15 protein-coding genes are annotated in these 23,745 nt (G+C 70.4%); 3 read left to right on the forward strand and 12 right to left on the reverse strand.

Annotated features, from left to right (window positions below; translation table 11 throughout):
* Nucleotides 1-3: 3 nt before the first annotated feature.
* Both ACSF8R_RS08275 and ACSF8R_RS08280 read left to right on the forward strand, forming a co-directional pair.
* Nucleotides 4-1,743: an aldehyde dehydrogenase family protein gene (locus ACSF8R_RS08275; protein ID WP_434811391.1), complete on the forward strand. Its 1,740-nt coding sequence runs from the start codon at nucleotides 4-6 to the stop codon at nucleotides 1,741-1,743.
* On the forward strand, nucleotides 1,740-3,347 hold the full coding sequence (locus ACSF8R_RS08280; protein WP_434811392.1) for a GMC family oxidoreductase: 1,608 nt from the start codon (nucleotides 1,740-1,742) through the stop codon (nucleotides 3,345-3,347). Before ACSF8R_RS08275 ends, ACSF8R_RS08280 begins: the two co-directional genes overlap by 4 nt.
* Nucleotides 3,348-3,429: 82 nt before the next feature.
* Here ACSF8R_RS08280 and ACSF8R_RS08285 read toward each other — a convergent pair whose 3' ends face one another.
* The 3 genes from ACSF8R_RS08285 to ypfJ form a co-directional block, all read right to left on the reverse strand.
* The gene (locus ACSF8R_RS08285) at nucleotides 3,430-4,995 is read right to left on the reverse strand and encodes a DEAD/DEAH box helicase (RefSeq protein ID WP_434811393.1); all 1,566 of its coding nucleotides are present in this window, start codon (nucleotides 4,993-4,995) and stop codon (nucleotides 3,430-3,432) included.
* A gap of 173 nt (nucleotides 4,996-5,168) precedes the next feature.
* Nucleotides 5,169-6,146: a prolyl aminopeptidase gene (pip, locus tag ACSF8R_RS08290; RefSeq protein ID WP_434811394.1), complete on the reverse strand. Its 978-nt coding sequence runs from the start codon at nucleotides 6,144-6,146 to the stop codon at nucleotides 5,169-5,171.
* Nucleotides 6,146-7,012 (reverse strand): KPN_02809 family neutral zinc metallopeptidase, encoded by an 867-nt coding sequence (gene ypfJ / locus ACSF8R_RS08295; RefSeq protein ID WP_434811395.1) that lies wholly within the window; start codon nucleotides 7,010-7,012, stop codon nucleotides 6,146-6,148. Before ypfJ ends, pip begins: the two co-directional genes overlap by 1 nt.
* Nucleotides 7,013-7,114: 102 nt before the next feature.
* Here ypfJ and ACSF8R_RS08300 point away from each other — a divergent pair, with 102 nt between their 5' ends.
* The gene (locus ACSF8R_RS08300; RefSeq protein ID WP_434811396.1) at nucleotides 7,115-7,543 is read left to right on the forward strand and encodes a dehydrogenase; all 429 of its coding nucleotides are present in this window, start codon (nucleotides 7,115-7,117) and stop codon (nucleotides 7,541-7,543) included.
* Nucleotides 7,544-7,560: 17 nt separating this feature from the next.
* Here the strand turns inward: ACSF8R_RS08300 and ACSF8R_RS08305 are convergent, their stop codons facing one another.
* Genes ACSF8R_RS08305 through ACSF8R_RS08345 form a run of 9 tightly spaced genes read right to left on the reverse strand, consistent with a single transcriptional unit; the run spans nucleotide 7,561 to nucleotide 23,733 of the window.
* Complete coding sequence (locus ACSF8R_RS08305; RefSeq protein ID WP_434811397.1) at nucleotides 7,561-8,292, reverse strand: hypothetical protein; 732 nt, start codon at nucleotides 8,290-8,292, stop codon at nucleotides 7,561-7,563.
* Nucleotides 8,289-9,896, reverse strand: a complete 1,608-nt coding sequence (locus ACSF8R_RS08310; protein WP_434811398.1) for a serine/threonine-protein kinase — start codon at nucleotides 9,894-9,896, stop codon at nucleotides 8,289-8,291. The genes ACSF8R_RS08305 and ACSF8R_RS08310 overlap by 4 nt, the downstream gene beginning before the upstream one ends.
* Complete coding sequence (locus tag ACSF8R_RS08315; protein WP_434811399.1) at nucleotides 9,893-11,113, reverse strand: FHA domain-containing protein; 1,221 nt, start codon at nucleotides 11,111-11,113, stop codon at nucleotides 9,893-9,895. Before ACSF8R_RS08315 ends, ACSF8R_RS08310 begins: the two co-directional genes overlap by 4 nt.
* Nucleotides 11,113-11,934, reverse strand: a complete 822-nt coding sequence (locus ACSF8R_RS08320; protein WP_434811400.1) for a PP2C family protein-serine/threonine phosphatase — start codon at nucleotides 11,932-11,934, stop codon at nucleotides 11,113-11,115. The genes ACSF8R_RS08315 and ACSF8R_RS08320 overlap by 1 nt, the downstream gene beginning before the upstream one ends.
* A complete protein-coding gene (locus ACSF8R_RS08325) occupies nucleotides 11,931-13,061 on the reverse strand; it encodes an RDD family protein (RefSeq protein ID WP_434811401.1) in 1,131 nt (376 codons plus the stop codon). The genes ACSF8R_RS08320 and ACSF8R_RS08325 overlap by 4 nt, the downstream gene beginning before the upstream one ends.
* Nucleotides 13,058-15,319 carry a transglutaminase-like domain-containing protein gene (locus ACSF8R_RS08330; RefSeq protein WP_434811402.1) on the reverse strand — a complete coding sequence of 754 codons (2,262 nt, stop codon included), beginning with the start codon at nucleotides 15,317-15,319 and terminating at the stop codon, nucleotides 13,058-13,060. Before ACSF8R_RS08330 ends, ACSF8R_RS08325 begins: the two co-directional genes overlap by 4 nt.
* Nucleotides 15,316-16,695, reverse strand: a complete 1,380-nt coding sequence (locus ACSF8R_RS08335) for a DUF58 domain-containing protein (protein ID WP_434811403.1) — start codon at nucleotides 16,693-16,695, stop codon at nucleotides 15,316-15,318. The genes ACSF8R_RS08330 and ACSF8R_RS08335 overlap by 4 nt, the downstream gene beginning before the upstream one ends.
* Entirely contained in the window at nucleotides 16,695-17,666 is a 972-nt protein-coding gene (locus tag ACSF8R_RS08340; protein ID WP_434811404.1) for an AAA family ATPase, read from the reverse strand. Before ACSF8R_RS08340 ends, ACSF8R_RS08335 begins: the two co-directional genes overlap by 1 nt.
* 40 nt (nucleotides 17,667-17,706) lie before the next feature.
* Nucleotides 17,707-23,733, reverse strand: a complete 6,027-nt coding sequence (locus ACSF8R_RS08345) for an Ig-like domain-containing protein (protein ID WP_434811405.1) — start codon at nucleotides 23,731-23,733, stop codon at nucleotides 17,707-17,709.
* Nucleotides 23,734-23,745 lie beyond the last annotated feature (12 nt).

The raw sequence follows: 23,745 nt of genomic DNA on the forward strand, positions 1-23,745 counted from the left end.
TCCGTGCCTTCGACTGCTGACATCGAACCCACCCCGATCGCGCAGGGCCTCACCGAGGCCGACCGCGCCGTCGAGGCGGTGACCGCCGGCGCGCGCTCGTGGCCGCTGTTGACGCTACGGCAGCGGGTGACGCTGCTACGCCGCATCCGCGCCGCCGTCGTCGCGGCCGCCACGGACTGGGCCGACGTCGCCGCGACGTCGAAGGGCCTGGAGCCCGGGCATCCGCTGCGGGGCGAGGAGTGGCTGTCGGGACCGTATGCAGCGCTCACCGCGCTCGACGCGTACGCCGGCTCTCTCTCGCGGCTGGCGCGCGGCCAGAGCCCGGCGCACGATATCGGGGCGCGTGCGGCGCCGGGTGGCCGGATCGCACTGTCGACGTCACCGTTGGATGCCGCGGACGCGCTGCTGCTGTCGGGCTACTCGACCGAGGTGTGGCTGCAGCCCGGTGTCACCGAGTCGCAGGCCCGTGAGCGCGCTGGGCTGGCGCAGCGGACGCCTCGCGACGGCGGCGGGGTCGGCCTCGTGCTCGGTGCCGGCAACATCACGTCGATCCCGTTCCTCGACGTGCTCTACGAACTGCTCGCCTTCAACCGGGTCGTCGTGCTCAAGGTCAACCCCACGCAGGACGCGATGGTGCCCGTGTTCGAGCGCGCGCTGGCCCCGCTCATCGAGCCCGGCTACCTGCGCATCGTCCGCGGCGACGGCGCGGTCGGCGCGTATCTCACGCGGCATCCCGGCATGGACCATGTGCACATCACCGGGTCGGACGCGACGTTCCGCGCGATCGTATGGGGCCCCGGCGGCACCCCGGGCGAGGGCGACCCGAAGCTGACCGTGCCGATCTCGGCAGAGCTCGGCGGCGTCTCGCCGATCATCGTCGTGCCCGGCATCTGGTCGACCGCCGACCTGCGCTATCAGGCCGAGCACGTCGTGACGATGCGTCTGCAGAACAGCGGGCACAACTGCATCGCCGGGCAGGTCGTGCTGCTGAGCGAGGACTGGCCGCAGCGCGACGCGTTCTTGCGCGAACTGCGCGCCGCGTACGCCCGCGCCCCGCGGCGATCGGTCTGGTATCCGCACGCCGACGCGAAGCTCGACGCGGCGCGCGAGGCCTACCCTGACGCGACGTGGAGCCCCGACGGCCGCCGCGCGCTCATCGAGACGACCCCGGATGCGGCCGAGGCGCTGCAGAGCACCGAGTACTTCTCCCCCGTGCTGGGCGTCGTCACGCTCCGCGGGCTCGGGCAGGAGTTCGTCGACACCGCCGTCGCGCACGCCAACGAGCACCTGCACGGCACGCTCGGTGCGAACCTGCTCATCGACCCGGTGACGCAAGCGGCCCTCGGCGACGGGTTCGAACGGGCGATCGCAGACCTGCGCTACGGCACGGTCGCCGTCAACGCGTGGACGGCGTTCGGCTTCCTCACCCCCACCGCGACGTGGGGCGCCTACCCTGGCGGCACGCTCGCCGACGCGCCCAGCGGACTCGGCATCGTGCACAACGCGCTGCTGCTCGACGACGTCGAACGCACCGTCGTCCGCGGCCCGTTCCGGCCCTTCCCCCGCGCACTGCGCACCGTGTTCGAACGGCGCGACCTCGGTCTGCTGTCGGTGCTGCCGAAGCCACCGTGGTTCGTCACGTCGCGCACCGGCGCCGCCGTCAGCGAAGGATTCACGCGGTTCCGCATGGACGGCAACATCCCGCGCCTGCTCGTCACGCTCGTGAAGGCGTTCGGGGCGTGAGCGCCGGCGAACGGCTGGATGCCGACTACATCGTCGTCGGCGCCGGATCTGCGGGCGCCGCGCTGGCGGCGCGGCTCAGCGAGGACCCGACCGTGCAGGTGCTGCTGCTGGAGGCCGGCCCCGTCGACCGCGCCATCGAACTGCACGTGCCCGCCGCGTTCTCGAAGCTGTTCCGCGGCCCGCACGACTGGTCGTACGACACCGTGCCGCAGCCGCATCTGAACGGCCGCACCGTGTACTGGCCGCGCGGCAAGACGCTCGGCGGATCCTCCTCGCTGAACGCGATGATGTGGATCCGCGGCTTCGCCGCCGACTACGACGAATGGGCGGATGCCGCCGGCTCCGACTGGTCGTGGGATGCCCTGCAGCCGTACTTCCACCGCGTCGAGGCGACCGAGTCGACGACCGACCCCTCGCAGGGCACCGACGGGGCGCAGGCGGTCACGGTGCAGCGCGACCCGCGGCCGCACACGGCGGCATTCCTCGACGCCGCCCGCGAACTCGGGCATCCCGTCACCGCCGCCAACGCCCCGAGGGGGCAGGGCTTCTCGCAGACGATGGTGACCCAGTCCCGCGGCGCCCGCGCCTCGACGGCGGACGCGTACCTGCGGCCGGCGCGGCGGCGCCCGAACCTGACGGTCATCACCGACGCGCTCGTGCGCCGGGTCACGTTCGACGCCGACAAACGCGCCACCGGCGTGTACGTCGAGATCGACGGCATCCCCCGCCACGCGACGGCCAGGCGCGAGGTCGTGCTCAGCGGCGGCGCGATCAACACCCCGCAGTTGCTCATGCTGAGCGGCATCGGGGCTGCCGACCACCTGCGCGAGGTCGGCGTCGACGTGCTCGTCGATGCTTCCGAGGTGGGTGAGAACCTGCAGGACCACCTCGTCGCAGGCCTCGCGCCGGCCGCCGAGGGCGGCACCCTGTTCGGCGCCGAGTCGCCCCGGCAGCTCATGGACTACCTGACGCGCAAGCGCGGCATGCTGACGTCGAACGTCGCCGAGGCGTACGGGTTCGTGCGCACGTCAGCGGCCGAGGATGCCGGGGTTCCCGAGGGATTGCCCGACATCGAGATCATCTTCGCCCCGGCGCCGTACGTCGGCGAGGGGCTCGTACCGCTGCCGGCCGAAGGCATCACGGTCGGTGCGATTCTGCTGCGGCCGCACAGCCGCGGCAGCATCCGGCTGGCATCGGCCGACCCGACGCAGCATCCGCTCATCGACCCGCGGTACCTGTCCGACCCGCGCGACGTCGCGGCGATGACGGCGGGCCTCGGCGAATGCGAACGGCTCATCGCGACCGACGCCCTCAGTGCGGTGACCACGGGCGGTTGGGTGCAGCCCGAAGGCGGCGAGCGGATGAGCGCCGAGGAGCGGATCGAAGCGTCACTGCGGCAGTACTCGCACACGCTGTACCACCCGGTCGGCACGGCCCGGATGGGCGCGGATGCGGCATCCGTCGTCGATCCGGAACTGCGCGTGCGGGGTGTGCACGGACTGCGGGTGGCCGACGCGTCGGTCATCCCGACGATCATCCGGGGACACACCAATGCCCCCGCGATCGTCATCGGCGAGGTCGCCGCCGACCTGCTGCGCCGCTGACGTCGCCGAGTTCGTGGCAGTCGTTGTCGCCGGACTCAGCTGCGAGCGACAAGTACTGCCCCGAACTCGTGCCGGTCGAGGGTCAGCGACCGCGGCGTCCGGCGCCGTTCTGACGGACGACCGAGCCGACCATCAGCTTGCCGCCGTCGTGCGAGGCGCGACGGCCCTTCGTGCGCGGGTTGCCGGCCGGTGCCTGCTGCGCGGGACGCGCGTGCTGACGCTCGGTCGCCGCGGCATGCGTCGCCGACTGCCCGCGACCGCCCTGACCGCGGCTTGCCTGGCCCTGGCCGCGGCCGGCGCCCTGCGCGGCCTGGCCGGCGTTCTGGCCGCCCTGGCCGCCACGACCGCGGCGACGTCTGCCACCGCCCTGGCCGTTCTGCCCACCGGCGGGCTGGCCGCCGCGGGCATCGCGCGCGGCGCGCTTGCGCTGTGCGTTGGCGCCCTGGCTGCGGCCGGGCTGCTGCTGCTCCTTCGGCGCGGGGGCGACGAAGGGGGCGACCTCGCCGACGAGGTCGGTGACGGCTGCGCTGGATGCGTCGACCTTCTCGGGCGTGACGGTGATCGCCGCCTTGCGCAGCAGATCCTTCACGTCCTTCTCCTGACCGGGCAGCACGACCGTGACGACCGAACCGGCGGCGCCGGCGCGGGCGGTGCGGCCCGAGCGGTGCAGGTACGCCTTGTGCTCCATCGGCGGGTCGACGTGCACGACGAGCTCAACGTCGTCGACGTGCACACCGCGCGCGGCGACGTCGGTCGCAACGAGCACCTTCGCGGCACCCGACGAGAACGCGGCGAGGTTGCGGTCACGCTGCGGCTGCGACAGGTTGCCGTGCAGGTCGACGGCGGGAATGCCCTCGCCGGTGAGCTGCTTGGCGAGCTTCTTCGCGGCGTGCTTGGTGCGGGTGAAGAGGATGCGGCGGCCCATGCCGGAGGCGAGGGCCCGCACGACGTGCTTCTTGGCGTCGGTGTCGGCCAGGTGGAACACGTGGTGGGTCATCGCGTCGACAGGCGAGGTGGCCTCGTCGACCGAGTGCATGACCTCGTTCTGCAGGAACTTGCGCACCAGCTTGTCGACCCCGTTGTCGAGGGTCGCGCTGAACAGTAGGCGCTGCCCACCGCGCGGGGTCTTGTCGAGGATGCGGGTGACGACCGGCAAGAAGCCGAGGTCGGCCATGTGGTCGGCCTCGTCGATGACGGTCATCTCGACGGCATCCAGCTTGACGAAGCCCTGGCCCATGAGGTCTTCGAGACGGCCGGGGCACGCGACGACGATGTCGACGCCGCGCTGCAGCGCCTGCACCTGACGGTTCTGGCTGATGCCGCCGAAGATCGTCGTGGTCGTCAGGCCGTACGCGGCAGCGAGCGGCGCGAGGGTCGCGTCGATCTGGGTCGCGAGCTCACGCGTCGGGGCGAGGACAAGCCCGCGGATGCGGCTGCTACGGCCGTCGCCGAGGCGCGCGGCCATCGGGATCGAGAAGGCGAGGGTCTTGCCCGAGCCCGTGCGGCCGCGGCCGAGCACGTCGCGGCCGGCGAGCGTGTCGGGCAGGGTGTCGACCTGGATCGGGAAAGCAGTGGTCTTGCCGTCGGCGCGGAGCGCGTTCACGAGTGGGGCGGGCACGCCGAGCGCGCCGAAGGTGATGTCAGTCATGGAGAAGTCTCTGGGCACGCAGACGGTGCCCGGTCGGTGGCCTGCATGCGGATGCGCACACAGGTTCGCCGTACGAAGAATGTCAGCCGGCTTCAGGATCGGGGCCCTGGCGGCGAGGGAAGCGTTGAACGACGCCTCGGCGCACGGAATCGCGCACCGAACGACTGAGTCTATCAGTCGAGAGCGAACAGGTCGGTCGCGTCGCGCAGGGCGGCAGCGATGCCGGATTCGGCGGCGGAGTGCCCGGCGTCGTCGACGACGACGAACTCGGCCTCCGGCCACGCCCGGTGCAGGTCCCATGCGGTCATCATCGGGGTGCACACGTCGTAGCGTCCCTGCACAATGACCGCCGGGATGTGCCGGATGCGGGCGACGTCCTCGATCAGCTGCCCCTCCCGCATCCACCCGCCGTTGAGGAAGTAGTGGTTCTCGATGCGGGCGAACGCGAGCGCTGCGACCGGGTCGGTCATCGCCTCGACGAGTTCGGGGTCGGGGCGAAGGGTCACGGTCGAGGCCTCCCACCGTGTCCAGGCGAGCGCCGCCGCGCCGTGCACGGCGGGGTCTGGGTCACTGAGCCTGCGGTGGTACGCCTCGATGAGCCGCGACCGCTCGAGCACCGGGATCGGCGCGAGGTACTGCTCCCACAGGTCGGGGAACAGGGCCGACGCGCCGCCCTCGTAGAACCACTCCAATTCGTGGCGGCGCAGCGTGAAGATGCCGCGCAGCACCAACTCGCTGACCGCGTCGGGGTGGCACTGCGCGTAAGCGAGCGCGAGGGTACTGCCCCACGAACCGCCGAAGACCATCCACCGTTCGATGCCGAGGTTGCGCCGCAGCAGGTCGATGTCGGCGACCAGGTGCCACGTCGTGTTGTGGCGCAGGTCGGCATCCGGTTCGCTCACGTGGGGCGTCGACCGGCCGCAGCCACGCTGGTCGAGCAGGATGATGCGGTAGCGCTCGGGGTCGAAGAACCGCCGATGCCAGTCGGACGTGCCACCGCCGGGGCCGCCGTGCAGGAACACGACCGGCTTGCCCTCGGGGTTGCCGGACTGCTCCCAGTAGACCCGCTGCCCCTCACCCGCGACCAGGAAGCCGGTCTCGTACGGCTCGATGGGGGGATAGAGGATGTCGTCGAGGTGCGCCGTTCCCATCACGGCGTCCCGGCGAACGTGTCGCACGCGCCGACACCGTTCTGGTACCCGGTCGCGAACCAGCGCTGCCGCTGCTCGCTCGAGCCGTGCGTCCAGCTCTCGGGGTTCACCTGGCCGGACTGGGACTGGATGTTGTCGTCGCCGACGGTCGCGGCAGCCTCGAGCGCGTCACGGATCTGCGCCTCGGTGGGCTCCTTCAAATACGCTGTGCCGCTCGCGTCCTTCGATTTCGCGGCGTCCGCGACCCACGCACCCGCGAAGCAGTCAGCCTGCAGCTCGATGCGCACCCCGTTGCTCTCCGGGCCCGACCCGTTGTTGGGGTAGCGCTCCATGATGCCGGTGATCTGCTGGATGTGGTGCCCCCACTCGTGCGCGAGCACGTACAGCTGGGCGAGCGGCCCCGCCTCGTCACCGAACTGCTGACGCAGCACCTCGAAGAAGGTGGGGTCGATGTAGACGGCTTCCTCGGGCGGGCAGTAGAAGGGGCCGGTCGCATTGGATGCCGTGCCACAGGCGCTGGAGGTCGCGCCGTCGACGATGATCAGTTCGGGCGCACGGTAGCGGTCGAGCTGTGTGCCCCAGAAGTCGTCGAGCACGAGCTGCGCCGCCGCGAGACGGCATTCGTCGTTCGTGTTGGCGTCGGCACCGGTGTCGCAGTTCGCGATCACGGTCTCTTCTGCCTGCTGCCCACCGCCGAGACCGCCTCCGCCGAGGAGACCGCTGAGGTCGGCACCGGTGAACATCTGCAGCAGCAGGATGGCGATGCCGCCGAGCCCCGCAACCCCTGCGCCGCCGGCGATGAGGCCGCCGCGGCCGCGCTTGCGGGCGGTGCTGCCGCTGACGTCGGCATCCCTGTTGAACGTCATGGCCACACCGTACAGCCATTTCTCAGTGAAATGCGGCCCGCCACATCGACCGTGATCCATCCGTATCGGGTCTGGGATGATGGTCGGCGACGAAGGAGCCTCATGACCGACGAGCACCGCGCGCCCGCCGACTACGCCGAATCGATCGCGCTGCCGGTCGACCACGACGAACTGCCCGCCGAGGTCGCCGCCATCCTGCCCGGCCCCGACTGGTGGGCAGCCCGCCCGCAGGGCTCGCGACTGGTCGGACTCGTCGTGGCGCGCGACGACATGCCCAGCATCCTCGCCCAGCGCGACGCGCTCGCGGCGTTCGGCGTGCCCATCGCCGGCTTTCGCCACCCGGCCCCCGAGACGGGCGAGAGCTGGCAGGAACGCCTGACGCGCCTGTTCGGTCGGCTCACGGCCGGTGAAGTGCTCGTCGTCGCCGACAAGCACGCCCTCGGACGCGACGTCGACGAAGAGACCCGCACCCTCGCCGAGCTGGGTCGCCGTGGCGTCATCGTCAAGGTGCTGGGGCACGCCCGCGCCTGAGCACGGGCGGACGACGGTCAGCGCGCGGATTCGAGCAGTTCGGGGTCGTCGAGCATCGCCAGGTCGGCCCGGGTGATGAGCCGCGACGCGACGGCGTGCTCGACGAGGCGCACGCGACGGTTGGTCGCCGATGAGGTGACCCCGCCGCGCAGCCCCGGCACGCCCTGTCGGTCGAGCTTGTCGCATACGTTGTCGAGCTTGCGGTTGAACCGTGTGAGCGCCCACCCCAGGCGCTCCGCAGCACCCGCAGAGCTCGGCAGTTCGCTCATGCCGGTGCCCTCGCGACGCAGCACCGGCTCGGCGAGTGCCACGATGAGCAGCTTCTGGCTCACCGTCAGCGGCACCGCCCCGATCGTCGAATCGCCGTCGGCGTCGACTTCGGGCAGGGTCTCACGGAACGCGGGCTGCGCCGTCGTAATCGACAGCTCGTACGTCGTGGGCCCGGCACTGAAGACGACGGTGGTCGACGCGAACACGATCGGCAGCCGCGCCCCGGGCGCCAGTTGCGCCTGCACGCGGCCTTCGGTGTCGGTGACGGTCGCCGACAGGCGTGAGCCGATGTTGACGAGCCACCACATGCCGCCGGCCTCTTCGACCGACAGGAACAGCCTGTGGAGGAACCGGTTGTCGTCGAGTTCGAGGTCGCCCTCGCGGCCGATCAGGAATTGCTGCCCGGGCGAGACCGTGAAGTACTCGCCGGCGTACTCGATCGTGACCGTGCCGGTCTGCTCGGGTTCGACGCTGCTCATGGGGTGACGCACTCCTTCGCCGGGTCGCTGTAACGGCCCCCGTCTCGCACGACCTGCACCGCGATGCACACGCCACCCGCATCGACAGGCACCGTGACGGTCGCCTCTTCGGTGGTCTGCGAATCGCCCTGCGTGTCGAGTGTGTAGGGATACCAGACGTAGACGTCGCCGTCCTGCGGGTCGGGGTTCGTCCAGGTGAACGTCGCCTGCCCCGATGACACCGTGCCGGTCAGCTCACCCGGAGGTGCGATGAAGCCGCCGAGCGGGTCCTGCGGCTCGGGGGTGCCGGTGTCGGTCGGCTGCGGCTCGGGCGTGGGCCCGAACACGCTGAACAGCGCGACGACGATCACGATGAGCAGGATGCCGCCGCCCACCGCGAGCCCGATCCACAGGCCGCGCCGCGAACGCGGCGCTGCGGGCGCCGGGGCCGGCGCTTCCGCCGTCGGCGCGACGGGCCCCTGCGCGGGCGCTGCGGGCGCGTGCTGTGCGGTCGGCGCACTCGGGGGGATCGTCGCGGGGCCGCGGAGCACGGTGGCGTCGTCCTGGTCGGGCGTCGCGACCGGCGTCGCATGGCGAACGACGGTGTGGTCGGGCACCGATTCGACGACGGGCTCGAACTGCGGACGTTGGCGGGTGTTGCCGGCAGCGGGGTTGGTCTGCGGTTCGATGCTGACGATGCCGCGCACGCGCGTCAGTTCGTCGTCTTCGTCATCTTCGAGCTCTTCGGGCGGTGCGTCGTCGAGGATGTCAATGGGCGTGACCGAGTGGGCGAGTTCGATCTGCACCTTCTGCAGGGCGCGCGCGAAGGCGACTGCACTGTCGTAGCGGTCACCCGGGCGCTTCGACATGGCTCGATCGAGCACGACCTGCAACGACTCGGGCACGTCGGCGCGGTCGATGCGCTGCAGCGGCTGCGTCTCGATGCGCTCGATCAGTTCCGCGCCGCCGTTACGCCCGCCGGGCACCTCGAACGGCGACCGCCCCGCGAGCAGCGTGTAGACCGTGGCGCCGAGCGCCCAGACGTCGGAGCGCACGCCCGACTCGGGGACGTCGGCGAACGACTCGGGCGGCGACCACGGGATCGACATGCCCGACGAGTCGGCTTCTGCACCGGTCTCGGTGGCGATGCCGAAGTCGGTCAGGGCAGGACGGTTGTACTCGGTGACGAGGATGTTGGCGGGCTTGATGTCGCGGTGCAGGATGCCGGCACGGTGCGCGGTCTCGACGGCAGCCGCCACCTGTACGCCGACCCGCAGCGCCTCGGCGACCGAGAACGCCGAGGCCCGAGAGCGCACCTGCAGGTTGGGGCGGGGGCAGTACTCCATGACGAGGTACGGCCGGCCGTCGCCCGAGACACCGGCCTGGTAGATGGTGACGATCGCGGGATGCGTCGACAGCAGTGCCATGACGTTCGCCTCGGCGGCGAATTGCTCGGCGGAGCCTCCTGCCATGCGGTCGGGCAGGAGCACCTTGACCGCGACGCGTCGCCGCGGCATCTGCTGCTGGTACAGATACACATCGGCGAAGCCGCCGGACCCCAGCACCTCGACGAACGTGAAGCCCGGAAGTTGGGGCGGCGGCGCCGGTTGACGCTTACTGTTCACGGAAGATCCTCGAACGTCACCGTGACACCGTCGCCGATGTCGAGCACGTCGCCGCTGACGACCATGGTCGCCTCGCCCGGATGCAGCCGGACGGGCTCCTGCCCACCACGCAGCAGCACGCTGCCGTTCGTGGTGTTGAGGTCGGTCACGAGCACGTGTTCACCCTCGCTGCGGATTTCGACGTGACTGCGCGAGATGTCCTGCTGCGGGCTGTCGACGGCCACGAGCACGGGCAAATCCGCGCCCGACGTACGTGTCGACTTGGGGCGGCGCCCGATGACGACGGTGCGCTCCAGTTCGACGACTCGACCGGTCGACAGTGTGATGCGCCCTCTCGAGGGTTGGCGGGGCGGCACGTTGTCGGTCGAGTGGTAGTCGGCCTCCCGCGCCTTGAGTGCGCGCAGGTCGGCGACCGCAATCGTCTCTCCGTCGTGGTCGCCAAGTGATTCGGGCGCCGGCGGCGGCGGGACGGGCGGCGCCGGGCGGGCGATCGTCTCGCCCCACAGGATGTCGTCCTCCGACGGCGCCGCGGTCAGCCAGGTGTCGGCGGGCACCTCCGCTGCGGACGCTTCGAGCTCCGCAGTCGGCGCGACTTCCACGTCGGTTTCGTCGTCGGCTCCGAGATCCGGCACCGGCTCGGGCGCGGGCTCCGGCTCAGACTCGGGTTCCGGTTCCGGTTCCGGCGCGGACTCGGGCTCGGCGGGCACGTGCGTCATCCCGAACTCGACGGGAGCGGCGGCGACCGACGTCGAAACCGCACCCGCATCCCCCGCGGTCACCGTCAGCGCAGATGCCACGACAACACCCGCCGTCAGCGGCAGGGTCGCAGCCGCATCGAGGTCGCCGTCGAGTTCCAGCGTCACTCGCGCGGCACCCGGCAGGAACCGTTCGGTCCAGGTCGACACGCCCTCGCCCGAGACCGCTTCAGCGGCATCCGTTCCCTCGACGACCAGCTCGAGCGGGCCGCGCACTGCAACGCGGATGCCGCCGCCCTCGACCGACACGAGCGCGAACGACGGCAGCACCGTCAACGATGTGCCGAACGCACCGGTGAGCGCATCGAGCAGCGCACCCAGACCACCGGATCCGAGGCGGGTGAACACCGCCTCAGCGGTGAGCGGGCTCACGTCGGGCGACAGCACAGCGACGCTGTCGCCCGCGACGACCGCGCGCCAGCGATCGGTCGCCGGCGACGGCACATACCTGACCTCGACCATCAGCGTTCCCCCCTTGTTCCCGACCGCGGACGCGTGTCCTCGTCGAGATCAGCTCTGCGACCACCTGCCGGAGCGGTGTCGAAGACATCTTCCTCGCCGCCGACGCCGATGGCGTCGAGGACGATCGCGGTGATGTTGTCACGTCCGCCGCGCACGAGCGCCTCGTGCACGAGACGAGTCGCCGCACCCTGCGGATCGTGCTCGTCGGCGAGGATCTCGGCGAGCCGCGCTGCGTCGAGCTCACCCGAGAGCCCGTCGGAGCAGACGAGGATGCGGTCGCCGCGCTCGGCCGGCACCATCCAGTAGTCGGCTTCGCCGTCGCTGCCGGCGCCGATGGCGCGCGTGATCTCGTTGCGGCGACGATCAGCGGCAGCAGAGACCCCGTCGAGCGCGCCCGCGTCGATGAGCTCCTGCACGACGGAGTGGTCGACGCTGATCTGTTCGAGCACACCGCGCGCGAATCGGTACGTGCGCGAATCGCCGACGTTGATCGTGAGCCAGTAGCCGACGCCGCCGACCTCGCTGACGGCGACGCCGGTCAGCGTCGTGCCGGCCGCACGTGCACCGCTCGCGATCGCGCCGACACGGACCCGGGCACGGCGCAGAGCGGCGCGCATGTCGTCGATGCCGATGCTGTCGCGGCCCACGAGTGCTGCGAACTCCTCCACGACGGCCGCGCTGGCCCGATCGCCGGCATCGTGTCCGCCCATGCCGTCGGCCACGAGGAACAGCGGCGCGCTGGCCAACAGAGAGTCCTCGTTGACGGTGCGCCGCCGACCCTCGTGGGTCGCGGTGCCGCAGGCGACGTCGATGGGCTTCATCGAGCGACCTCCAGCGTCACGTGACGGTCGCCGAACTCGAGGATGTCACCGGCCCGCACGCTCGTGCGCTCGCCGGGAGCCGCCTTGCGTCGGTCATCACCGCGGCGCAGGAGCACCCCGTTCGTCGAATGGCGGTCGATGACGAACAATCCGTCGTCATCGGACCCGATCTCGAAGTGGGTCTTCGACAGCGAAAGCGTCTCGTCACGGACCGCCACGACGTTCGCGCCCGCCTCCGACGAGGGGTTGCGTCCGAAGATCGTCCGGCCGTAGAGCGCCTGGCGGCTGCCGTCATCCCACACCACGGCGGCGATCGCCTTCGGGCCGCCCTGCGTCAGCCGGGCCTCGTCGACGGGCACCGCGTCGGGGCCCATCGTCTCGGGTGTCGGCGCGGCGGGGCGGCGAGGCGGCGGACCGGTGATGCCGGGAACGAACGCGATGACACCTTCGGCGGGAGTGGGCGCCACCTGCGGCTGCACCGGCGCGGGCGCCACGGGCGAGGATGCCGGTGCAGGGTGACCCGATCCGAGCATCGTCGCCTCGACGTCGCTCGGAAGCGCGTGCTCGGCGGTCGGCGCGGCCTGCTCGGAGATGACAGTGTGCTCGAGATCCTCGGGCAGGGCATGAACGGGCGGGGGCGGCGGCGATGCGGACGCGATCGGCGGGACCGTGGCGAACGGCACAGGCTCATGACCCACGCGGATGTCGGTCATGACCGCCCCGGTCGCCAAGTCGTGCCAGCCTCGGTGCCACGGCGATCGGTCGAACAGCGGCGAGAAGACACCGACGATGATCGCGGACCCGAAGCCCCAGATGAGGTTGCGACCGAGCGCGCGCCCGAACCCAAGCGGCTGATCGTCGGCGAGCACAGCGAGCCGCAGGCTCATGATGCGCATGCCGATCGACCCGTCGCCGCCCTGCATGACCGAGTACACGCCGAACCACATCAGTGCCAGCAAGTTGGTGATCAGCACAGCTGCGATCACCGGGAAGCCGCCCTGCGTGCTGATGGCGATGCCGATCAGAATCCCGCCGATGGCACCGACGAGCGCACCGCCGATGGCGCCGTCGATGACGTAGGCGATGACCCGCCGCAGCAGTTCGGCGGGAACTCTCGCGCCGCTCATTTCACTCCTCCACGTCGGAACGACCGCAGGCTCAGGCGCGCGCGCAGGCGCTTCCAGACCGTCGCCGATCCCTTCATCCCCCCGACGATATCGTCCACCTCACGCCAGAATGCGTCGACGTCTTCGCTCGTGGGCTCGCCGGGGCCGTAGACATCGGCATCCGCACGCCCCGCGAGGGCGACCACGCGAGGCCCTTCGAAGCTCTCGCCCACGACCGCCGCGCTCTCAGCACGTGTGGCGCCCGCGACGATGGGAGTCCTGAAGTCGATCGCGTTGTCGACCAACTCGTCCCAGCCGCCCGAGATGCGGTCGGCGCTGCGCTCCGCACGGCGCCGCTTGAGTCGGCGGCTCGCCTTGATCGCACCGACGACCAGGAAGGGCGTGATGATGAGGGCGATGATGCCGAGCCCGAGTCCACCCACGAGCAGCACGGGACCGAGCCAATCGAGATTGGCCTCTTCCTCTTCTTCCTGCTCGCGCTCTTCGGCGATCGTCGGCGGAAGCTCGGCCGGCTCCTGAGCGGGCGGCGGCGGCTGCAGCACCTGCGGCTTCGGGTTCGCGCGCGGCTTGGTGTTCTGCTCGCTCGGCTCGTTGTCCTCGTCGGGTGTCGGGTCGAACGGCACCCAGCCGTGACCGGTGAAGGCGATCTCGACCCACGCGTGCAGGTTGTCGCCGGTCGCTGTGAAGGTGCCCGTGACTTCGTCGTCCTCTGCGGGGTGCCACCCCATCACGACGCGCGCCGGCATGCCGAGTTGCCCCGCGACGAGCGCCATCGCGACTGCATACTGCTCGTCGTCGCCGATCATCTGATCGCCCGTGAAGAGCTGGTTGATGCGCGCCGAGCCGTGCCCGGACGGCGAGAGCACGTCGCCTTCGAGCCCGTGGCTGAAGTAGCCGTCGGTGTTGAACCACGCCTCCAGCGCCCGTGCGCGCTCGATCGGGGTCTCGGCCTCTTCGATGGCGGCCGAAGCATCTTCGACGATGCCCTCGGGCACGCCGCGCTGGGCGGGCATCTTCAACGGTGCGAACCGCACGTCGGCGAGCGTCTCATCACTCGGGACGCGACTGAAGACGGTGTCGATCGTGTACGCGTCGCCGCGCGCGACGCCGGCTGTGGTCACTGCGGTGCCGGTCGCGTCGTTGTAGTGCGCGGAGCGTCGCAGTTCTTCGGCACGGGCGCCGGCGAAGTCGAACTCGCGCACAGCGCCCGCGTCGGGCAGCCACACGCCTTCGAGCGCTTCGATCTCGAACTGCAGCTGCGCCTCGGTACCGACCGCTTCGGGCGACATGTTCGAACGGATCGCCGTGAAGGCGCTCGATGAGCCGGCACCGTCGTCGGCGACGTTGTAGACGACACCGTTGTAGGCATCCATCGTCGCGAGCCGGATGCGTTCGTCTTCGGGCAGGCCCGTCACCGTGAACAGCGACTCCTCCTTGAAGTCGCGCACGTAGGCACGGAACGACTGGAGCGGGCTCGCGTACTGGTGGACGTCGAACGGCGGAATGATGAAGTCGCGCAGCACGTACCGTTGCGTCGGCGGGCTTGCGACCGCCGCGGTGGCGATGCCGGCACCGGCAGCGATGACCAGCACCGCGGCACCGGCGATCAACCGACGCGAACGGGCGGCACGCTTGGCACCGGAGGGTGCGTCGGCGGATTCGACGCGGACGGCGCCGCGCGCCGGGTCCCACGCCTGCCGCAGCGACAGCCACACCACCGACACGACACCGAAGACGACGCCCTGCACGAGCGGCGCCGCCGGCTGTGCGACGCCGAACAGGATCTGCACACCCAGGTAGACGGCCGCAGGAATGAGGCTCCACGCCGCCGGAGTGACGCGCATCGCGAGCGAACCGGTGAGCACCGCGGCGACGAGCGTCATCAGGAACGGCACGATGAGGTGGCCGTCGTACACGGCCACCGGGGGCACGGTCGTCAGCAGCTGCTTCCACGACGTCACGGTGCCGACCGCCAGCTGCCGCCACGTCTCCAGCGTCGGGATGACACCGAAGATCGCCGTGTGCGGCAGCGCCAGCGCACCGCCGAACAGGAAATACGCGCCGGCGGTGAGACCGGTGAGGATCAGCACGCCGAAGCGTCGCCACAGCCCCACCCATGCGATGCCCAAGCCCAGCGCGAGCCCACCGAGCGCAGCGACCAGGTACATCGGACTGTCGAACGTCGGCCCGAAGCCGACGACGCCGACCATCAGCAGCAGGGTGACGGCGACCAGATCGAGGGTGACGCGACGGTTCACGAGAGCACCTTCCGCACCGCACGGGGAAGCTGGTCGAGTGCACCCAGGGCTACCACGTCGGCATCACCGATGCGGCGCAGTTCGGGCGCCTCGATACGGTCGGCGACGATCGCGAGCACCCGCACCCCATAGGGCAGCCGAGAGCACGCGAGCCGCAACCGCGCGCTGTCGACCCGGCTGCCGGTGACGAGCACGACGACAGCAGCCTGCGGCGAGTGGGCAGCCAGCGCGCCGGCGAGTTCGACGATGCCGCCTTCGCGTGGACGCGAATGCTCGAGCGCCGACAGTTCGTCGAGGAACCGGCGACCCGACTGCGCCCGCAGCGCACCCTTCTGCACGCGAGCATCGAGCACCCGCGAGTCGCGGAGCGCCCGCAGACCCACGGAGCCCGCGACCGAGATGGCGAGTTCGAACTCGTCGGCGGTGCGGTACTCATCGGGGTGGGTCGACAGGCCGACGACGAAATGCGAACGTCGCGTCTGTTCGTACTGTCGCACCATGACGTCGCCGACGCGCGCCGTCGACTTCCAGTGCACGTGGCGCAGGTCGTCGCCGGGCTGGTACTCACGCAACGCATGGAACGACACGTCGTCTCGCTCGAGCTGCTGCACCGGCAGCCCCTCGAGATCGCGCAGGTGACCGAGCGAGAGCCCCTCGAGATTCGTCGTGCGTGGATGCACATACAGGTCGACGGCCTGTCGCCGGTCGTGCGTGCGCTCGAAGAGTCCGAGTGGGTCACCGCGCAGCACGCTCACCGGGCCGACCGCGAGCACGCCGCGGTGCGTGGTCGGGATCGCGAACAGTTCTTCATGGCTCGCCCCAGCGGCCAGTCGTGGAATCTGGAAGATGCCGCGACCGGCACCGACCGGCAGAACCACTTCGGACGGCAGAATCGCCCGCGAGGTGGCGTTCGTCAGGGTCAGGGCCCCCACGGCCCGTTCGCCGACGACGACGTGGCTGCGCGTGAGGTCGAGGTCGACGTCGTACGAGGTACGCCCGAACAGGAACACGAGGCACAGCAGCAGCACGGCCGTGATGACCGCGGCGGCGATCATCGCCTCCTGCCAGCCGAGCCAGAACGTGACGACCCACAGCACGACCGCGACCGCGATCACCACCCACGCGACGGGGCGGATGACCGCCGCGATGTCGCGGATGCGCGTCGTGATCTTCGGGCCCCACACCTCGACCCACTCGCGCACGCGATCCCAGCGGTGATCGGTCGACGTGGCCGGCTCCGCGGATGCTCCGGACTCGGCGGACTCGTCCACCTCGGCATCCGACGCGACGACAGCCGCCTCGGCCTCGCCGGCGCGCGCAGCGGCAGCCCGACGCGAAGCTCGCGTGGACTGCTCGGCGTCGCGCGTCGCGGTCATCAGGCCGTGGCCCGCGACAGCGGCGCCTCGACGTCGGCGAGGGCGCGCTGGATGACGGTGTCAGCCGAGATGCCCGAGAACTCGGCCTCGGGGTCGAGCACGAGACGGTGTGTCCACACAGGCGCCGCCAGCAGCTTGATGTCGTCGGGCACGACGTAGTGACGACCCTGCGAGGCGGCGTGCACCTTGGCGATGCGGATCATCGAGATGGCACCGCGCACCGAGACGCCCAGCCGGGTGGCTTCGGCGTCGCGCGTGGCCTCGACGAGCTGCGCGGCGTAGCGTGCGACAGCGGGGTCGACGTGCACGGTGGCGGCCAGGTCCGCCATGTCTGCGACCGCACCGGTCGTGATGACCGGGCTGAGCTTGGCCGACGGGTTGCGGTCGACCGTGCCGACGAGGATGCGCTCGGCGACGGCGAGCGACGGGTAGCCGATCGACGTCTTGATCATGAAGCGGTCCAGCTGCGCCTCGGGCAGCTTATAGGTACCGGCCTGCTCGATCGGGTTCTGGGTCGCGAGCACGAGGAACGGGCGACCCACCTCGTGCGCGACACCGTCGACCGTGACGCGGGACTCTTCCATGACCTCCAGCAGCGCCGACTGCGTCTTCGGCGAAGCACGGTTGATCTCGTCGGCCAGCACGATCGAGGCGAAGACGGGGCCGCGGTGGAACTCGAACTTGTGGTTCTGCTGGTCGTAGATCGTGACACCGGTCACGTCGGAGGGCAGCAGGTCGGGCGTGAACTGGATGCGGGTGCTCGTGCCCTGCACGCTGGCCGCGATCGCCTTCGCGAGGCTCGTCTTGCCCGTGCCGGGTGCGTCCTCCAGCAGCACGTGGCCTTCAGCAAGCATCGCCGACAGCACGAGGCCGACGACGTCGCGCTTGCCCATGAGGGCGATGTCGACGTTGTCGACGAGCTTGGTGAACGTGTCGCGGAACCAGGCCGCCTGCTCGGGGGTCATGCTCATGCCGGAGTGTCCTTCGTGTGGGGGTGGAGGGATGCGGGGGTCACCAATTGACGCCGGAGGTGTCGCCCCAGCCGATGATCTTCGCGTAGACGTTGCCGTAGCCGCCGTAGTAGCAGCCGAGGCGCGTCGAGCCGTTGGCGGGGAGGTTGAAGCTGTCGTTCGTCGTGTCGAATCGGCGACCGTCGACGTAGCAGTCGACCTGGTACCGGCCGGCGGGGAAGTTGCTCGTGTTCACCACGACGTACCGGCACCGGCTGCTACCGCATCCGGGTTGGCCCTGCGCCGAAGTCGAACTCTTCGACGCAGACGCGGATGCCCGCGGCGGTTCGTCTTGGGTGCGCGCGGAGTCCTGCGCCGTCGTGGTCTGGCCCGCGGCGGTGCTGCGCACGTAGATCGTCTTGCTCGTGCTGTAGCCGACGTCAACCGTCTCCGAACCGCTCTCGCTGCCGTTCCGGCCCACGACCCGCCAGCCCTGACCGTTCTCGGTGCGGATCTCGGTCGTGACATCGCGGCCATTGCGCGCCGGCGCCGACCACGAGAACGTGATCTTCGTGCCGCTGGCGGTGGCCTTCGCCGTCGGGTTGCCGATCGCGCCGTACGGGCGGACCTGGTTCGACTCCGCCGAGGGCTGGCCCTGCTCGGACGCGCCGTCGACGGTCGCGATCGCGCGGATGCGAACGCTGTAGGCGCCGTTGTTGTTGACGAGCCCGTTGCCGATCACGCCCTGACCGTTGCCGCCCGAGACCCAGTCGCCGCGCCAGCCTCCGCCGTTGACGGAGTACTGGTAGCTGATCTGGCCTGCCGCGGCGCCGTTGGCGGAACCGGGCGTCCACGACACGGTGACGCGGTTGTCTCCCGGCTGGGCCGAGACGTTCGTCGGCGCGCCCGGCTGACCGAAGGACTGTCGCGGCGCGGACTGCGCGCTCCACTGCCCCCAGCCGGCCTTGTTCTGCGCCCGCACCTGGAAGGTGTAGCTGGTGGTCGAGTTGTCGACCGTGACGGCCTGGCTCGTCTGGCCGGCCGCGACGGCGACGGTACGCACGACGGACCCACCCTGCAGCACGTTCAACTGGTACCCGGCGATCGCGTCACCGTTGTTCGCAGGCTGGTTCCACGTGACCCGCATCTGGTTCTGGGTGCCGACCGAGTCGATGCGCTCGGTGGTCGGCGCCGCGGGTGCGTCGGGCTGACGTGCGGGGATCTCGCCGGCAGACCAGGCGCTCCAGCCGGACGGCTCGGGCGCGCGGTTGTGGGCACGCACGCGCACCTTGTACGACGTGCCGTTCTGCAGGCCGTCCCACGTGATGGTGTTGCCGGGGACGCCCGTCTTCTGCGACACACCGGATGCCGGCGCGGGCGAGATCTCGAGCGTGAAGGTCTCGACGGGCGAGCCCTCGGTCGGCGGCGTCGTCCACGCGACCTTCAGCGCCTGATCGGCGAAGGCGAGCGTCGGCGGTGCCGGGGTCTCGGGGCGCTGATCGGGGCGCGCCGTCTCCGACGGGATCGACGGCTCCGACTCGCCGACACGGTTGGTCGCCGTGACCGTGAAGTTGTACTCCACGTTGTTGGTCAGGCCCGTGATGGTGCAGGTCGTCGAGGCGCAGTCCTGCGTGACGGCGCCCGACGTCGAGCGCACGGTGTAGCCCGTGATCGGCGTGCCGTTGTCGATCGGCGGTGTCCACGACAGCACGACGGTGCGGCTCTGCACGCTCGAGACGGTCGGCTTGCCGGGCGCGTCGGGGCGACCCTGCACCGTGATGCGGATGCGACCGTCGACGGCGCGGTCGACGTCTTCGGTGGCGTCGAGCACGCGGTAGCGGACCACGACGGTGCCGACGAAGTCGGCGCCGCTGGTGACCTCGACGCTGTCGCCGTTGATCACGGGAACTGCGTCACCGGTCTCGGTCGCGACCTCGACGACCTTCAGCGGGGTGTCGGGGAACGGGTTCACGTCGTTGCGCAGCACGGGGATGCTGAGCGTCTCGCCCTGGTCGGCCTCTTCGATGATGTCGTCGTTGGCGCTGGCGAGTTCACGTGTGGAAGCGGTCACCGTCACGGTGATCGGCGCCTGCACGGCCGCCGCCTCGCCGTCGGTGACGCTCACCATGATCGATGCGGTCGTGCCCTTCGGCGTGTTCGTGTCGGCACTGACCGAGAGCACCGTGCCGTCGACCGACGCGCTCGTGCCGTCCGGCACGCCGCCTTCGAGCGTGAAGCTCAAGGTGTCGTCGGGGTCGGGGTCGTTCGCGAGTTCGGCGAGGTTGAGCGTCGAGGCGTCTTCACCGGGCGCGACGTTCATGCTCGCGCCGACCATCTCGGGAGCGACGTTGTCGGGCGGCAGCACCGTGATCGGGATCGTCAGCGTCGCCTTGCGGCCCTTCGGGTCATCCGGCCCGGTGCCGTCGGTCACTTCGAACGTCAGCGCGTCCTGACCGAAGTAGCGGTCGGCGGACGTGTAGACGAGCGTGTGCTGATCCTGCACGAGGCTGGCGCCGTTGCTGTGGGCGGCGGTCACCTTCGCCGCCTCGGTGACGACGACGTCCTTGCCGCCAGCCGCCTGCACGTAGTCGGCGAGGGGCAGTTCGATCGTCTCGCCGCTCTTGACCTCGACGGCCGTCGTTGCGTCGATCAGGCTCGGCGGAAGGTCATCGACCGCGGGAACGTGCAAGAACGCAGTGGCGGTCTGGTCGTCGGCATCGGTGATCGTGTAGGTGATGAGTTGGCGTTCGTCGGTGAGCGTCACGCGAACCGTGCCGTCGGCGGCGACCCGCGCGGTCTCGCCGCCTTCGCCGAGTTCCACCGACAGCTGTTCACGCGTGCCGTCGGGGTCGTCATCGTTCTCGAGCACGGCGATGTCGGCCGTGCCCTCTTCGCTGACGTCTTCGGGTCGCACGCGGTCGTCGCGCGCGATCGGGTCGAGCAGCGGCACCTCGGGGTCGACCGTGATCTGCACGCTCGTCGTGGAGGTCAGTCCCCTGGCGTCGGCGATCGTGTACTGCACCGAGGTCTGCATCGCGGCGCCGGGCGACGTGATGATCAGGTGCTTGCCCGACACCTTGGCGTCGAGGCCGGCGACATCCGGCACCTTGACGGCGTTCTCGGCGAACCCGAACAGCTCACCGTCGGGGTCGGAGTCGTTCTCGAGGACGGGCAGCGCCACCTCGCGGTCCGGTCGCATGACGACCGAGTCGCGCACGGCGTACGGTGCCTGGTTGACCGAGCCCGCGGGGGCGATGCCGACCTGGATCGTCGCCGTTCCCTCTTTGCCGAGACGGTCGCGCACGCGATACGTGAAGGTGTCGACGCCGACCGAGTCGTCGAACGCCGTGTATTCGAAGGAGTCGTCGTCCGTGGCCTCGATACGTCCCTTGCTCGGCGAGGACGCGAGCCCGATGAGTTCGACCGAGTCGCCGTCTTCGTCGATGCCGTCCAGCGGCACCGGAATCGGCACGGACGAGCCGCTCAGCGTGCGCGCCGTCAGATCGCGCGGACGGGGCGCAGCGTTGCCCTCGTCGTCGCGGGGCAGCACCTGGATCGTGACGTAGCCTGCGTCGCGTTGACCCGTGGAGTCGACGACCTCGTACGTGACGTAAGACGTGCCCGGCTCGTCGCTCGCGCGGAACCGGACGGTGTCTTCGGCGACGAACGCCTCACCGTCTTCAGGCTCGACGAGCGGCGGGATGAGCTCGCTCGAGACCGTGATCTTGTCGTTGTTCGGGTGGTAGTCGTTGTCGAGCACCGGAATGGTCACGACATCGCCTGCACGCACGACGGCCTCGTCGTCGTTGGCGACCGGCGGGCGCAGCCTCTCGGGCGCCGGCACCGGGATGACGACGATCTCGCCTTCGGCCGATTGGGTGCCGTTCGAGACGGTGTAGCCCACACGCACCTGGTCGGACAGGTTGCCGAGATCGCTGATGCGAATGGTCTCGTGGCCGAGCACAGCCGCCGCGACGCCCGACCCCGGCTCGGCGGTCACCGACTGCACGACGAGGATGCCGCCGCCCGGGTCGGTGTCGTTGGACAACACGTTGACCAGCACGTCATCGCCCGAGGGCAGCAGCGCGACGTCGCGGACGGCGATGGGCGGCAGGTCCTTCTCGGATTCAGGGAGCACATCGACGCGAACGATGCCCGCGACCGAGTTCGGGCCCGACGAGACGAGGTACTCGACGTAGTAGGTTCCGACGGCGTCGGCGGAGAACGAGAAGGTCTTGTCCGCGTAGTCCGGCACGATCTCGGTACCGTCGACCGGCTCGACGCGGGTGAGGCGGAGTGGTTCGCGACCCGTGCTCGTGTCGTTGACGAGGGGCGAGACGGTGACGCTGCGTCCGGCGCGGGTGACGACGTGGTCGGCATTGGTGACCGGCACCGTCGTGCCGAGCGGGCGCACTTCGTAGCGGGCGACACCGCTGCCGCCCTCGTCGCCGTCCGAGACGACGACGGGCACGTCGATCCGACCCTGCGTGCCACCGATCGCCCGGAAGGTGATCTGCCCGTCCGAGGTGAAGTCGGCCTCATCGCCGCCTTCGGTCGTGACGCTCTGCAGGAAGATGTCGTCGCCGTCAGGATCGATCCAGTCGGGCAGCACGTTGTAGGAGGCGGTGCCACCGGCTTCGACCGTGACGGGCGTGGTGCGCTTCTGCACCGGGGGCGCATTGACCTCCCACCCGTGCACGCTGACGGTGACCTTCGCCTCGTCGGTGCCGGTGCGGCCGTCGTCGGCCTTGTAGCGGAACGTCATGGTGCCGGTCGCGTCTTCTGGCACGGTGATCTGCAGCGCCTGCCCGTTGTGGACCTGTTCGATCTCGCCGAAGGCCGGATCGCTCTCGAGCGTTGCGACAAGCACGTCGCCGTCGGCATCGGTGTCGTTCTCGAGCACGGGCAGCACGGTCGTGCGGCCCGGTCGCACACCGAACTTGTCGTCGTTGGCGATCGGGTCGGTGTTCTTCTCGGTGCGCTCGGGGAGGGTCGTCTCCACCGTCTCTTCGGTGGTCTCCTCCTCCTCCTCACCCTCGCCCTCGGGCGGGGTGAGGTCGTCCCAGTTGTCGACGCGCTGCATGGCGTCGCTCGCGAGCCACGCGGTGCCGCCGAAGATGTCGTTGAGGACGACGACGTCGCGGTTGACACGGAACTTCAGCTGCGCGGTCGCGGGCAGTCCCTCGATCTCCTGCACGACGTCGTCGGCTTCACCGGGGCAGTCGCGGATGAACCGGGCACTGCCCGACCATGCCGCGTAGGTGCAGCCGTCGACGAAGACCGGCGCTGCCGGCGTGCCCTCGGCGCCACCGGACTCGACGGTGTCGATCTCACCGTCGGCGTTGACGCGCAGCAGCGCGGTCGACGAGGCGGCGGCAAGCGTGTCGGAGGCTTCGGACGGCCGCTGCAGCACGAGGTCGGACGGCATCTCGATCGTCGTGCCGTCGGAGCCGAGAAGGGTGTCGGTCGCTGCGTCGAGCAGATAGCCGGTCTGCCCGACGGAGGTCATGGTCAGTTCAGAGGATTCCTTGAGCCCCTCCACCTCGCGTTCGGCCTTCTGCTCGATGACGCCCCCGCCGACCGGTGCGAGCGTCACGATCTTTCCCGACTCGCCCGACGCGGCGTACACGGTGCCGTCGGTGCCGACCGTCGCGACGGTGTTCTTGCCGAGGTCGGCGATGGGCTCCGAGCCCTGCTGCGCAATGCCGGCCAGTCCGCTGAACTCAGCGGCCCAGACGGGGCCCTTCGGCTCTGCCACGGCGACGGTGCCGCCGCCGAGGGTGACCTGCGACCCGGCGGGCAGTTCGGCGTTCTCGCTGAGCTGCACGCGCGCCGGGTCGATCGAGGTGGCGGTGGAGGCGACGGGGTCGACGACGAGGACGCGCGCGCCGTTCTGCTGCACGTCGTACTGGTTCGAGGAGGTGCGCAGACCGCCGTCGAGCACGCCCGACTCGTTGTTGAGGTGTCCGATCAGCAGCGAGGACTGCTTCGTGACCCAGACGCCGCCGTCGTGCAAGTCGACTTCGGTCGTCGGCTTGCCCTCGTAGGCGAAGGCCATCGCGCCGATGGCGACGACGGCAGCACTCACGACGCTGACGGA

The organism is Microbacterium sp. bgisy189 (genome assembly GCF_965345345.1).
Taxonomy (GTDB): domain Bacteria; phylum Actinomycetota; class Actinomycetes; order Actinomycetales; family Microbacteriaceae; genus Microbacterium.